This window comes from Xanthomonas sp. A1809, assembly GCF_017746015.1.
In the GTDB taxonomy this organism is placed as follows: domain Bacteria; phylum Pseudomonadota; class Gammaproteobacteria; order Xanthomonadales; family Xanthomonadaceae; genus Xanthomonas; species Xanthomonas euvesicatoria.
The window spans coordinates 662,374-676,025 of record NZ_JAGHWZ010000005.1 but is presented as its reverse complement, the minus strand read 5'-3'; the positions used below and the strand labels follow the sequence as shown (position 1 = coordinate 676,025).

Annotated in this window: 9 protein-coding genes; 5 read left to right on the top strand and 4 right to left on the bottom strand. The window is 55.6% G+C overall.

Going from position 1 to position 13,652, the window contains the following annotated elements; translation table 11 throughout:
* Positions 1-35 precede the first annotated feature (35 nt).
* Genes J7396_RS09195 through J7396_RS09185 form a run of 3 tightly spaced genes read left to right on the top strand, consistent with a single transcriptional unit; the run spans position 36 to position 3,599 of the window.
* Positions 36-1,868 carry a hypothetical protein gene (locus J7396_RS09195; protein WP_209261333.1) on the top strand — a complete coding sequence of 611 codons (1,833 nt, stop codon included), beginning with the start codon at positions 36-38 and terminating at the stop codon, positions 1,866-1,868.
* Positions 1,852-2,688 carry a class I SAM-dependent methyltransferase gene (locus J7396_RS09190; RefSeq protein ID WP_081029768.1) on the top strand — a complete coding sequence of 279 codons (837 nt, stop codon included), beginning with the start codon at positions 1,852-1,854 and terminating at the stop codon, positions 2,686-2,688. Before J7396_RS09195 ends, J7396_RS09190 begins: the two co-directional genes overlap by 17 nt.
* A complete protein-coding gene (locus J7396_RS09185; protein WP_170922791.1) occupies positions 2,685-3,599 on the top strand; it encodes a lysylphosphatidylglycerol synthase domain-containing protein in 915 nt (304 codons plus the stop codon). Before J7396_RS09190 ends, J7396_RS09185 begins: the two co-directional genes overlap by 4 nt.
* Here J7396_RS09185 and J7396_RS09180 read toward each other — a convergent pair.
* Positions 3,591-4,757, bottom strand: coding sequence for a glycosyltransferase (locus tag J7396_RS09180; protein ID WP_209242204.1), 1,167 nt, complete (start codon positions 4,755-4,757; stop codon positions 3,591-3,593). The genes J7396_RS09185 and J7396_RS09180 overlap by 9 nt on opposite strands.
* Positions 4,750-5,607: a glycosyltransferase family 2 protein gene (locus tag J7396_RS09175; protein WP_074053368.1), complete on the bottom strand. Its 858-nt coding sequence runs from the start codon at positions 5,605-5,607 to the stop codon at positions 4,750-4,752. Before J7396_RS09175 ends, J7396_RS09180 begins: the two co-directional genes overlap by 8 nt.
* A 256-nt stretch (positions 5,608-5,863) precedes the next feature.
* Here J7396_RS09175 and pilB point away from each other — a divergent pair, with 256 nt between their 5' ends.
* Positions 5,864-7,600 carry a type IV-A pilus assembly ATPase PilB gene (pilB, locus tag J7396_RS09170; protein ID WP_008575094.1) on the top strand — a complete coding sequence of 579 codons (1,737 nt, stop codon included), beginning with the start codon at positions 5,864-5,866 and terminating at the stop codon, positions 7,598-7,600.
* Positions 7,601-8,904: 1,304 nt separating this feature from the next.
* Here pilB and J7396_RS09165 read toward each other — a convergent pair.
* Positions 8,905-10,359, bottom strand: a complete 1,455-nt coding sequence (locus tag J7396_RS09165; RefSeq protein ID WP_209261332.1) for a sigma-54 dependent transcriptional regulator — start codon at positions 10,357-10,359, stop codon at positions 8,905-8,907.
* Between the two features lie 266 nt (positions 10,360-10,625).
* The gene (locus J7396_RS09160; RefSeq protein ID WP_029820065.1) at positions 10,626-12,239 is read right to left on the bottom strand and encodes a HAMP domain-containing sensor histidine kinase; all 1,614 of its coding nucleotides are present in this window, start codon (positions 12,237-12,239) and stop codon (positions 10,626-10,628) included.
* A gap of 231 nt (positions 12,240-12,470) precedes the next feature.
* On the opposite strand from J7396_RS09160, the gene sucC reads away from it, so the two are divergent.
* Complete coding sequence (sucC, locus tag J7396_RS09155; protein ID WP_007965356.1) at positions 12,471-13,640, top strand: ADP-forming succinate--CoA ligase subunit beta; 1,170 nt, start codon at positions 12,471-12,473, stop codon at positions 13,638-13,640.
* Positions 13,641-13,652: the final 12 nt, after the last annotated feature.

Below are 13,652 nucleotides of genomic sequence, written 5' to 3'. Positions count from 1 at the left end.
GCTGAATTACATGATGAAGCTTTGCCAGGCGTGAGATGAAAAAGAATACAAAATTTGTCTTCTTGCTTTTTTTGGCGGCAACAATCGCTTGTAGTCTCTACATCCCCGGGCTGAGCGGCGGTTTTATCTTTGACGATTACCAGGCAGTGGTTGAGAATACGTCCATAAAGTTGGATCACATCACGTGGGACGGTCTGGCAGCCGCCGCCCGTGCATACGGCGGACCAATAGGTCGCCCGGTGGCGACGCTGAGTTTTGCCGCGGGTTACTGGCTGCACGGAATGAGTCCGTTCAGCTTTAAGCTGGAAAATCTGGCGATTCACTTCCTGAACATCCTGCTCGTGGGGTTTTTAGTACGAGGCATCATTCGCTTGGCGTGGCCGGAGGAATCTGAAAGAAGCCAATCCATCGCTACTCTTCTTATTGCATTGATATGGGGCCTACATCCTCTGCAGGTCTCATCCGTCCTGTATGTAGTTCAGCGAATGGAATTGTTGGGCAACCTGTTTTTGCTGATTTCGCTGAATTTTTATGTGGTGTCCAGGCTGCGCTGGATTCAGGGCCGAGAGTATGGAAGATTCCTTGTCTTGGCTGCATTGAGTTTGATATTGGGACTTCTCTCAAAAGAAAATGCGATTCAGGCCCCCCTGTACACTCTGTTTATGGAGCTGGTCTTTTTTGGCTTCAAGGGAAAGGATGGGCGAAGCCTGTCACTAAAGGTCATATATGCTTCTGTTTTCCTCGTGGGTAGCTTGCTGTTTTTTGGATTGCTGCTGCCGCGAATCGCTTATCAATTTGATATGCGTGACTTTACAATGCTGCAGAGGGTGCTGACGCAGTTTCGCGTACTCCCGTCATATCTGGGCTGGATGATTTGGCCATCGCCCGAAAATCTTACCTTTTATCATGATGATTTCGCTCCGTCGCGCGGCCTGTTCAGCCCTCTGACGACAATTATAGGTGGCGCGGCTCTTGGATCTCTTTTAGTCGGAGCTTTCTATTGGCGGGTGCGTGCTCCACTAGTCAGCATAGCTATAGGCTTTTTCTTCGCGTCGCATGCAATTACAAGTGCACCCTTGGCACTTGAGCTTGTTTTTGAGCATCGCAATTACCTTGCTATTCTAGGTCCTGTTTTGATTGCAGCCTCGTTGGTACGAGCGCTCCTAAGAAAAAGGCAAATGGTTATCGGCTATTCGTTGATCACTGGCTGCATTTTAATGCTGATGTTTACAACGTTGCTGCGTAGCGCTACGTGGGGAGATCGTGTTCTACTCGCGACAGCGTCTGCAATAGATAATAAGTGGTCTCCAAGGGCTTCATACGAGCTTGCAAGCATTTATATGGAGAGAGCAGGGGGCGAGGCTGACTCTGTTAACTATAATTTCGCCATGGCCGAGTTGGAGCGTGCTATGGGCCTCCCGCGTTCATCCCCGTTACCAGAGCAAGCTTTAATCCTCATAGCTGTCAATGGTGGGCGGCAACCAGAAGAAAATTGGACGCGATCCATTGTCAAGAAGTTTGAGACCCGCCCTTTGGGGCCTCAGGAGTTCAGTGCGTTTTATTCACTTATCAGTGATAGAATGAAAGGCGTTAAAGTTTCGGACAAGTTAATTGTCCAGCTGAGCGAGTTGTACACTCGGAGGCAGCCCAACTTATTGGATGCGCATCTGCTCTACGCTGATTACGCAGGAAGGATTTTGCACGATTATTCTCTCTCAGCTAGAGAATATTGTTATGCTGTGGGGATAAAAAAAGATTCAGGTTATGGGGTCCGGCTCATCTCATCTCTGGTCGAGCAAGAGCGATTAAATGAGGCAAAGTTATTGGCGCCTTGCGTCTTGAGGAACAGCGATGCCAAACAAGCCTAACGATGTAGCGTCCTTCTCCTCGAAGGCCAAGTGTTCTAGTCCCATATATCCTGAAATCGGACCGGCATGGCCAAGTGCAGGCTGGAGCCCTGCGCCCCGCTATCTTCTTCGGCGAGCTCGCATGCTTGCTAATTTAGTAGATATAAAACCTGGGCGGACTCTTGAGGTAGGTAGCGGTTCAGGAGCTTTCTTGTATGAGTTGAAGGCAAGGGGTTGCGACTGTGAGGGTGTTGAAATATCTCCTGACGCTATCTCCCTGTTCAAAAGACTTCACGATGAAGAAATCAAATTATCCAGCGAATTGCCCTCGCTCAAGGAAAGTTTCTCGCTTATTATTGCTTCGGAAGTCCTGGAGCATATTGAAAATGACGATCAGGCACTTCAGGAATGGATCGACCTTTTGGCACACGACGGACTCTTAATCTTAACAGTGCCAGCGCATATGAAAAGGTGGAGTGCCTCTGATGATTGGGCAGGCCACGTCCGAAGATACGAAAAAAAAGACCTCTTAGAAAAAATTCGTGACTGTGGACTTACCATAGTCAACTTCGAATGTTACGGATTTCCGTTATCTAACGTGTTGGAAGCTTTCTCCTCAGGATTTTACAAAAAAAGAATAATCCGCAATGCGGCAGGAGAAGTCGAGCGATCCTCAAACAATCTGCGGAGTGGCGTGGATCGTGGCCCGGCGATAAAGTTCTTCGGCCTGATCTCGTCCCGTCTTGGGAGGGCATCGCTTAGGATATTTTATAAAATACAATCCTTGTTTCTAAAGCGCGAGCTTGGCTCGGGCTACCTGGTAGTTGCAAAAAAATTGTGAGGTTTTTAAGTAAATCATTGTTTTTAGCAATTGGATTGATGGCTTTCGGCGCGCTTGTGTACTTTGCTTGGGCTCAGCGTGATGCGTTTTTAGGCTTTGATTTTTTTAGCGCTGATTTTGTTATTCGATTTTTATTAAGTGCAATCTTCTTTTCTGCCATTTATCCAGTAAGCGGAATTGCCTATCATTTGCTGGTGCGGCATAAGTCCCCGTCCAGTACCTGGATATTGCAAACCAAGATCGTCAGTGTGGGGCAGCTCGCTAGATATTTGCCTGGGAACATCGCGCAGTTGATCGCTAGAGGTGCCATGCTGAAGGCCCAATCAGTACCTATGCTCTTGATAGCCAGCTCAATGGTGCTGGAAACCAGTCTGACTATTGTTGCGGCATCTTTTTTGAGTCTGCTTGGTCTTTTGACTTTCGGCTTCCAGCTACCTAGCTCTTTGGACTTCAGTGCCAAAAGCCTTCTTGTATTGAGCGCCTGTTCAGTAGCACTTTTATTGTTAATAAGCTTCAAATCAATACGTAATTATTGGCTCAGACAAGTGCTGTCTTTGTTGGATGGGTTGACTATTTCGATTTTAGCTAAAATTCTAGTTCTATACCTAATTAACTTTTTTCTTGTAGGGGTCGGTTTCACGATATTGGGCGGTTTTTTTGGCGTGCCGCTAGCTCAAGTCCTCTATATGTCCACTGCTTTCTCACTAGCATGGGTGATCGGATCCGTTATACCTGGGCCGCCCGCTGGTTTAGGGGTTAGGGAGCTAGTGTTGTTTTCACTGTTGTATCGCGTGATTCCCCATGATTCGGCTGTTGTGCTGGTGTCTATGCATCGTCTTAGTACTTTGCTTTCGGATGCAGTAGTTGGTTGCGCCGCTTGTTTGGCTTACTTCAAGAACGACCTAAGATGATAATTCAGAGATAATGCGCATCCAGTTTTCCTTGATCGGAGCATGGCTTAGGTAATTTTTATAAAAATTTTCTGCGGATATTGAATATTTTTCACGCTCTAGTGGATTATCTCTTAGGAATTGGATTGCTTTTGCCAAAGCGTTTGGATCATCGGGTGGTACTTTCAGTATTGGCAGGTGTTCCTGAATGCCGGCTGGCAATGAATAGTTGCTCTGACTAATGACGCACCTGGCGAGCATCATGTAGATATATAACTTATAAGGCAGGACTCTGCGCGACTTCTCGTCACCGCTGAAGATGCCTAGGCAGATATCCGAATGAGTTATCGCTTCAGTCAGTTGGCTTGGAGATTGCCACGTTCTAATCCATTCTATGGCAGGAAAGTCTTTATCGCTTTTTATGGCAGTTTCCAGTTTGTAGGCTTCAGCGCCGTCACCTATGAACTTGAAATTAAAATTACCGTGGCTTTTCAGTAATCTCATTGCCTCGATGATCACGCCTATGCCGTGGAGGGGAATGAAAGTGCCTACGAAGAGTACTGACGTCACTTCGGGAGTGCTATAATTCTGAGTGGGTTGCTTGCTTTGGACAAGCTTTAGTCCAAGAGGTATGGCCTCTATTTTTTCTTTCGCGATAGAGAAAGTTTTTGCGATGTAGGCTGAGTTGGCTGTTGTATCAACGATTATTCTCGTGCATGTAGTTAGTGCAATTTTCTCAAGTGAAAAGAGAATTTTTGCAAATATCCTCGAGCCTTTAGCTCGATTCACGGACCATGATTCCCATAGTGAGATGAATGCATCTGCGACCAGAACAGGCCGGAATTTGACAGGCACTAACGACATTATTAGTAAAAAGAATATTCCAGGATATCTCACGTAAATGATATCCCCAGGCTTTTTGACTCGTAAAACTGTTAACGCACTGTAGAGATTGCGAGTTAGCAATTTCCACAAAACATCCATTTTTGCCAGGGGGCGCTTTTCGATTGATTCCCAAAGTTTTGTGCCGGGTGGCATTGAATAGCCACAATCTACGACATTTACATGGCTGATGGTGCCCAATATTTCCTGCGTAATTTCACCGTTGGGATACCCTGATCCAGTTGCATAATAGCCTGCAATCAAGATTCGTTGAAAGTGGCTGGGCAAGCTAGTCATCTTTTCGGTATGTCAAGGAGGTGATTTGTTCGGAAACTAATCCGATAAGAAATATTATCACCGACGCACTAAATAGCAGAAGGCTCATATTTGTAAACCTCATGGAGGTTATATATGTCCATGAATAATAAGCAAGGCCGGTAATGAAAAATCCTATCGATATCGGTGCGAATAATTTCAAGGGTGAGTAAAGTGTGGCGATTTTGAATATGATCAATAAAAATCTGATGCCGTCTTTTATTGGTCGTATATGGCTCGCAGTTCCAACTCGCTTCGCCACTGGGATAGATACATAAGCAACGGGGTAAGCGCTTCGGAAGAATGCCATCGTGCTGGTGGTGGGGTAGCTAAATCCGTTTGGGAGTAAGTGAATAAATTCTTTAAATCTTATCGAGCGCGCTGCTCGGAATCCTGATGTTAAATCTTTAACATCGAATCCGGTCATCTTGCTTGCCAGCCAATTGTAGAACGCATTCGCTACACCTCGATGTCTACTTGCCTGTCCAGCGCTATCGCGCGCTCCGACTACCATGTCGTATCCTTCATCGAGTTTATCTAGAAGGTTCCGTATATTGGCAGGGTCATGTTGACCATCGGCATCCATGAATATCAGGATGTCTCCCGTGGCTGCTCTAGCCCCCCGTTTAATTGCGGCTCCATTCCCCATTGAATATGGACTGCTGAGAACTAGTGCCCCTAATTCTTTCGCGACTGAGGCCGTTGTATCGATTGAGCCATCGTCGACGACAATGATCTCGGCATCTGGATAATAAGCCCTGAGCTTTGGGAGTGTCTTCCTGAGTCCCTCGGCTTCGTTTTTGGCAGGTAGCACTATACTAATTGTGTTCAAAATCTTTCCCCAGATGAACAGGACTTATTCTAGTTGCATCAATCATGACTTGCTACACCTACGTGCATGACAGTGATTGTATGGCCGCGGCCGCCTCGTCTGCTGCGCAGAAATCGGCGTTCCTCGTAACAATGACGCCCGTCCATCGAGTCTTGGTCATAGCGGGGCAGAATTTGTTTGCGTAGTTGCTACTTAGAATCTGATTGTGTAATTGGTACAGTGTGACTGAAATTCTGGGGAGCGAAGGCTAAAGCTAATGACCGCAACACTCACCGCAAACTTGGTTGGTATCACTGGCATCGCCCGGCGACTGGTTCAGGACGGCGCGCTTGACGAAGTCGCGGCGCGCGCTGCGATGGAGCACGCGAGTTTGGCGAAAATTCCTTTGCCACAGTGGTTCGCAGAAAAAAAACTCGTGACGGCGTCTCAGCTGGCCGCTGCAAATGCAGTCGAGTTCGGCATGCCGTTGATGGACGTATCGGTGTTCGATGCTAATCAAAATGCGGTCAAGCTGGTCAGTGAGGAGTTGCTCCAGAAGTACCAGGTGCTGCCGCTGTTCAAGCGCGGTAACCGGCTGTTCGTGGGGGTGAGCAACCCGACCCAGACTCGCGCGCTAGACGACATCAAGTTCCATACGAATCTCGTGGTCGAGCCCATCCTGGTCGATGAGGACCAGATCCGTCGCACCTTGGAGCAGTGGCAGGCCAGCAATGCTGCGCTGGGATCTGCGCTGGGTGACGACGACGAAGGTATGGACAACCTAGACGTGTCTGCTGGCGACGAGGACATGGGCGCCGGCGGGGATTCCGGGGTCGATGCCAAGGGCGACGACACGCCGGTGGTGAAGTTCGTCAACAAGGTGCTGGTGGATGCGATCAGGCGGGGAGCCTCGGACATCCATTTCGAGCCCTATGAAGACGACTACCGGGTGCGCTTGCGCATCGACGGACTGCTGAAGAACGTGGCCAAGGCGCCGGTGAAGCTGAACCAGCGCATCGCAGCGCGCCTGAAGGTGATGTCGCAGCTGGATATCGCCGAGAAGCGGGTGCCGCAAGACGGGCGCATCAAGCTCAACCTGTCCAAGACCAAGCAGATCGACTTCCGTGTCAGCACCTTGCCGACCCTGTTCGGTGAAAAGGTGGTGCTGCGTATCCTGGACGGCAGCGCGGCCAAGCTGGGCATCGACAAGCTGGGCTATGAGGCGGACCAGCAGAAGCTGTTCCTGGAGGCGATCCACAAGCCGTACGGGATGGTGCTGGTGACCGGGCCGACCGGCTCGGGCAAGACGGTGTCGTTGTACACCGCGCTTGGAATTCTCAACGACGAGACACGCAATATCTCCACCGCGGAGGACCCGGTCGAAATCCGCTTGCCTGGCGTCAATCAGGTGCAGCAGAACAACAAGCGTGGCATGACCTTTGCCGCAGCGTTGCGCTCGTTCCTACGCCAGGACCCGGACATCATCATGGTTGGCGAAATCCGTGACCTGGAGACGGCCGAGATTGCGATCAAGGCGGCGCAGACCGGTCACATGGTGTTGTCGACGTTGCACACCAACGATGCGCCGCAGACCATCGCACGCTTGATGAACATGGGCATCGCGCCCTACAACATTACCTCGTCGGTGACCTTGGTGATCGCGCAGCGTCTGGCGCGGCGGTTGTGCAACAACTGCAAGCGCAAGTCGACGCTGCCTGACAACGCCTTGCTGGCCGAAGGATTCACGCCCGCACAGCTTGCTGCCGGGATCGAGCTGTATGAGGCGGTCGGTTGCGACGAGTGCACCGAAGGCTACAAGGGGCGTACCGGTATCTACCAGGTCATGCCGATGACCGACGAGATCGGCGCGATCGTGCTGGAGGGCGGCAATGCGATGCAGATCGCCGAGGCCGCGCAGGCGATCGGTATCCGCGATTTGCGGCAGTCGGCCTTGATGAAGGCTGCCCACGGGGTGACCAGCCTGGCCGAGATCAATCGCGTGACAAAGGATTGAGTCCAGATATCAGAAGGCTCTACAGCTGCACATTCCTGCCGGGTGTGCAGAAATTATTCCTGGCTGACGTCGCCCATTGAGATTTAATGCCAGCTGGGCGGCGGCATCGTGGACACCAAACCTATCATTCCGCCCCATAGCATCCCATTTTTCGGTCCAGTCGGAGTTGTGGGTGATCGATCACAAATAATCGTTTGATAATGCTCATTGCGTTGACAACGGCCAAGTTGCGTCCAGATAATTTTCGGGCAGGGGATTCCCAAATGCTGTGCTGATCTGAGCCTCGTCGATTGGCAGAGTGCCGAAGGAGTTGCGCAATGATTGAGCTAAAAGCCCATCATTTTGCTGTTTTTCTGTGTGGAATTTTGTCTTGTAGTTCAGTGGATGCTGCGGTCAAAACGATTACGGCTAGCGCTCGTAATGGTGGTTCGACGCAAGGGAGCGCGATAGCGTCAAACTTATCAGTTGTGACCTGCACACAAGCAACTGGAGGAGGGGAGGCGGGCACCTTCTGCTCGGTTCAGGCTCCTGGGTGGAACGGGGTTCTCTCGGTAGGTGAATCGATAGGTACAAATGCCCCAGGTAATGTCGTTCTCAATTGCATCGGTTCCTACGCAGCAAGTGGTGGTGGTCTGAGCTGTGCGGCAAGAATTGATGACACGACGTGTTCACCCGAGCAGACCATCTTTGGCTCTGCGCGGAATGGCAGCTCGTTCCGCGGTCTGGCTCCTGTCAAATCTGCAGCCATCATCCAATGCACTCAGGCCTCGGGCAGCGTTACCGGTACAACCTGTGGCATACAGTCTCCAGGCTACAGCGGAAGTTTGACGCCTGGTCAGTCAGTGGCCTCAAATGGACCTGGGACTGTATCGCTTTCCTGTGGCGGGCAGTACTCGGCAAACGGTGGCGGTCTTTCCTGCTCTGCGCAGGTAAGCCAAGTTTGTCCCTGATGATCATGCGAGTCTTTTGGGAGGCGCTGTCAACAAGAAATCTCGGGCATGATTTCAAGTGAGCTCTTGAAGTCAGTGCGTTTTTCGTTGGAGCTTAGATCTGGCAAGATTTAAGCTCCAATTCCAGATTTTCCAGCGGAACGTAGTTAAGCAGTATCGTAGGTGCAGGACAAGCGACTCGATCATCTGATGCATTCAGTGAGACATTGTGAGCTTTACCGCTGCTGCGAGAACTTCTAACTAGGCAGGGAAGAATTTCTTGGTCAGCATTGGGTGCAAGGCATTCAAGCGTCACGCACGATGCTTTTCCCGGCTACGTGTTCCTTCATAGCGAGGTGCATTGCGAGTGGCAACTCAGTCCATCCCCAGCTTCTTCAACTTATAACGCAGCGCGCGAAACGTGATGCCCAGCTGCGCCGCAGTCTTGGTCTTGTTCCAGCGGTTTTCTTCCAGCGCCTTCTGGATCGCGGCGCGCTCCAGTTGCTCGATGTAGGACGGCAGCGCGGCTGAGGCCGGGTCGATGTCCACGACGGCTTCGCGCGGCTCGGCCGCGGCACCTCCGTTGGGGACGGCCAGACGGTGGCCGCCGTGAGCGGGCAGGCGCAGGTCGGTGGCGCTGATCTGGTCGTCTTCGGCCAGGGCCAGGGCGCGTTCGAGGATGTTTTCCAGTTCGCGCACGTTGCCTGGGAAGCCGTAGTGATTCAATGCGTCGAGCGCCGACTGGGTCAGCAGCGGAATGGGGCGGCCATGGCTGTGCGCCAGGCGCGCGATGATGGCAGCGGCCAGCTGCGGCAGGTCGCCACCGCGTTCGCGCAGCGGCGGCACACGCAACTCGATTACGTTGATGCGGTAGTACAGGTCATGCCGAAAGCGGCCGTCGGAGACCAGGTCGCCCAGGTCCTTGTGGGTGGCCGAGAGGATGCGCACATCCACCAGCGATTCGCTGGATGCGCCGACCGGTCGCACCGACTTTTCCTGGATGGCGCGCAGCAGCTTGACCTGCATCTGCAACGGCAATTCGGCCACTTCGTCCAGGAACAAGGTGCCGCCGTGCGCGGCCTGGAACAGGCCGGGCTTGTCGGCATGCGCGCCGGTGAAGCTGCCCTTCTTGTGGCCGAAGAATTCGCTTTCCATCAATTCGGCGGGAATGGCGCCGCAGTTGACCGGCACGAACGGGCCGGCGGCGCGTGCGCCTTGTTCGTGGATGGTGCGTGCGACCAGTTCCTTGCCCACGCCGGATTCGCCGACGATGTAGACCGGCGCCTGGCTGCGCGCAACCTTGCCGATGGTGGCGCGCAGGCTTTCCATGGCACTGGAGTCCCCGAGCAGGCGGCTGGCCTGTTCCGGTGGCGGCGGTGGCGGAGCGGGACGATCGCGATTGTTCAATTCCAGCGCGTGCTTGACCAGGCCGCGCAGCACGCCGATGTCGACCGGCTTGCTGACGAAATCGAAGGCGCCGGCTTTCAGCGCTTCCACGGCCAGGTCCATGCTGCCGAAGGCGGTGATCATCGCCACCGGTGTCTGCGGGTAGTGTTTTGCGATTTCGGTGACCAGTTCGATGCCGTTGCCGTCCGGCAACCGCATGTCGGTCAGGCACAGATCGTAGGGGTTGTTGGCCAGCAACTCGCGCGCCTCGGCCAGGTTCGCCGCGGTGCTGATGCGCAAGCCCATGCGGCCCAGGGTGAGAACAAGCAACTCGCGGATATCACGCTCGTCATCGACAACCAGGGCGCTTTTGGGTTCGTTCATGGGACGCACGATAGCCCAGCGTGATGATGGTCGACAATTGTCGAGCAGGTCGCGGCCCACCGATTCACCTGCTGCGCGGGTGCATCGCTGCGGCATTCAGCGCGTTTGCAAGGTGCCGATGCCAGTCGGCGATGCGGGGCTGTCGATGGGCTGCGTTGCCAACGCGTCTGCCTCCGAAAGCCTTGCTGGCGTAAGCCCGCACGACCCGCAGCCAGGCACCGCGTTGGGTGTGCGTCTTCGCCAGTTGCAACGTTCTGCTATCGAACAAGTGCCGCGCTGCGCGATATCGCCACATCAGGCATCCCGCTCAGCCGATAGCCGAGCACTCACTTGCCGAGCAATCCGTTGGGTCCTTGCAACGAAATCCGGAAGCACGCACCGCCGCCGGGGACCGCGACATAGTCCAGTTGCGCCTGGTTGGCGCGGCAGAGTTCCTGGGCGATGTACAGCCCCAGGCCGGTGCCGTGCTCGGAGGTGGTGTAGAACGGGCGGAACAGTTGCGCCGCCACGGCCTCCGGGATGCCTGGGCCGCGGTCGATCACATCGATCACAGCCATGCGCTCGAGGCGCTCGACATGCAGCTTGACCCGCGCCGGTTCGTCCATCACCCGGCCGTACTTGAGTGCGTTGTGCACCAGCGCGGTGAGGATCTGATGCAGGTGCTTGGGATCGACCAACGCATGCACGGAGCTCCCCTGGATGCTGGCCTCCAGGATGTCGGTTTCCATCGACAAGGTCTGGCGATATTCGACCACGAAGCGGCGCACGAATGCGGCCAGGTCCAGGTTGTCCGGGGTGGCGCGTTCCCGGCGTGCCAGTGCGAGCACGCTTTCGACGATGCCGTTGGTGCGCTGACATTGCTGGTGGATGATCTGCAGCAGGCGGCGGTCGGCATCGCCGATGTCCGGCGATTCCTCCAGCAACTGCGAGGCGTAGCTGATGGCGGCCAACGGGTTGCGGATCTCGTGCGCCAGGCTGGCCGAGAAGCGTCCCATGGCCGACAGGGTCAGCGACTCGGCACGGCGCGACACCACCGTGGCATCGTCCAGGAACACCAGCACCAGATCGCTGTCGGCGAGCAGGCGCACGAAGCGCGGCTGCACTTCCGGGCGGTCGGCGCCGAGTTGCAGCGGGGCTTCTTCCTGGCGCCAGCCGCTACGCCAGCGCTGCAGCCGGCGCGCCAGCTCCGGGGTGAGCGCCACCAGCGACAGGTCGGTGGACGGGGTGCGTTGGTCACCATCGCCCAGCAAGCTCAGCGCTGCTTCGTTGGCCAACGAGATGTGGTTGTGGGTATCCACCACCAGCACGCCGGTGCGCATGCGCCGGATGATCAGCTCGTTGATCTCGTACAGATTGGCGACCTGGGCGCCGCGTTCTTCGGCCAGCATCTGGTTGCGACGGGCGCGGGCGGCGATTTGTTCGCAGATGAAGGCCACCGCGACGTAGCTGGTGGCAAACATCGCAAGCTCGGCCACCGGACGAGTGGCGCCGCCGCCTTCGAGCAGGGTCCACAGGTATTCCAGCAGGATGGCGGCGCTGGCGAGCACCGCGATGCTCATGCCGTAGCGCAGCCGCAACAGGATCGAGGCGGCCGCCACGTTGAACAGCAGCATCATCGCAATCCCGGCGCTGGCACCGGGCAGGGCGTGCGTGGCCAGGGTGGCGGCAAGGATGTCGGCCACTACCGCGCACAGCACGGTGGGGGTGAGGCGGCGTTCGCCGCGGCCCCAGAACAGCAGCGGGATCGCCATGCACAGGTAGCCGATCGCCACGCCGGCGGCCAGGCGCGGGTAGCGCGGATCGGGAATGGCGTCGGACAAGGGGCTGAACACCAGCGCGGCGATCAGGCCGGCCACCAGCACCCGGTACAACGAGAAAAAGTACAGCTCGCGCTGCGGCGCGGACTGGATCCGGGCGATGAGCGATGCGATGGATGCCAAGCCGATTCCCCGCTGGAGCGAGCCGCGAGTATAGGCAGGTGCGCGGCCTGCGCAGCGCTTGCGCACAGAGTCGGCCTGCGCGCAAGCGCTGCGATCGGGCGGCCAATCCCGGGCAATTTTGCGCCGCACGGCGTGGTCGGCCACAATAGGCGGCCCGTTCGCGTCCCATGACGTGCCGCCCCGGCGGTCTGCGTTGCACGCAGCGGTCGTTTCCTTTTCCCACGGTGACGCATGAATTTCCACGAATACCAGTCAAAACAGCTGCTTGCCGAGTACGGCATCCCCGTTCCGGCCGGCAAGGTCGCGGCGACCCCGGACGAAGCGGTTGAAGTCGCCAATTCCCTGGGCAATGGCCCCTGGATGGTGAAGGCGCAGATCCACGCGGGCGGCCGCGGTAAGGCTGGCGGCGTCAAGTTCTGCAAGACCACCGACGACGTGAAGGCCGCAGCCGCCAAGATGCTCGGCACCAAGATGTCCACCTACCAGACCGCCGGCGTCGAGCTGCCGATCAACCTGGTGCTGGTCACCACGGCCGGTGAGATCGTCAAGGAGCTGTACCTGTCGATCCTGGTCGACCGCGGCACCAAGACCATCACATACATCGCCTCTTCCGAAGGCGGCGTGGAGATCGAGCAGGTCGCTGCCGAGACGCCGGAGCTGATCCACGCGCTCAACGTCGATTTCGTCGAAGGCGTGCAGGGCTACCACGGCCGCGATTTCGGCTTCAAGCTCGGCCTCAACGCCAAGCAGGCCGGCCAGTTCGCCAGCATCATGGTGAACCTGTATCGCCTGTTCAACGAAAAGGACCTGGCGCTGGTTGAAATCAACCCGCTGGCGATCCTGGACGACGGCAACCTGTACGCGCTGGACGGCAAGTTCGACAGCGACGACAACGCCGCGTTCCGTCAGAAGCAGCTGGTCGCCATGCGCGACAAGACGCAGGAAGACGAGACCGAAGTGACCGCGTCGGAGCTGGACATCAACTACGTCACCATGGACGGCAACATCGGTTGCATGGTCAACGGCGCAGGCCTGGCCATGGCCACCATGGACGTGATCAAGCTCAATGGCGGTGAGCCGGCGAACTTCCTGGACGTGGGCGGCGGTGCGAACAAGCAGCGCGTCATCGAAGCGTTCAAGCTGATCCTGTCCTCGGACAAGGTCGAAGGCATCTTCGTCAACATCTTCGGCGGCATCGTCCGCTGCGACATGATCGCCGAAGGCATCATCGCCGCGGTCAAGGAAGTGGGCGTCAAGGTTCCGGTCGTGGTGCGCCTGGAAGGCACCAACGTGGAAGAAGGCAAGCAGCTGCTGCGCGATAGCGGCATGGCCATCATCCCGGCCGACAACATCAACGACGGCGCCAAGAAAGTCGTTGAAGCTGTCAAGAACGCCGCCTGATCCACGACACCG

Excerpts from the sequence above, each read along its gene's own strand:
- J7396_RS09195 (WP_209261333.1), top strand. The coding sequence starts at position 36 with ATGAAAAAGAATACAAAATTTGTCTTCTTGCTTTTTTTGGCGGCAACA.
- J7396_RS09190 (WP_081029768.1), top strand. The coding sequence starts at position 1,852 with ATGCCAAACAAGCCTAACGATGTAGCGTCCTTCTCCTCGAAGGCCAAG.
- J7396_RS09180 (WP_209242204.1), bottom strand. The coding sequence starts at position 4,757 with ATGACTAGCTTGCCCAGCCACTTTCAACGAATCTTGATTGCAGGCTAT.
- pilB (WP_008575094.1), top strand. The coding sequence starts at position 5,864 with ATGACCGCAACACTCACCGCAAACTTGGTTGGTATCACTGGCATCGCC.
- sucC (WP_007965356.1), top strand. The coding sequence starts at position 12,471 with ATGAATTTCCACGAATACCAGTCAAAACAGCTGCTTGCCGAGTACGGC.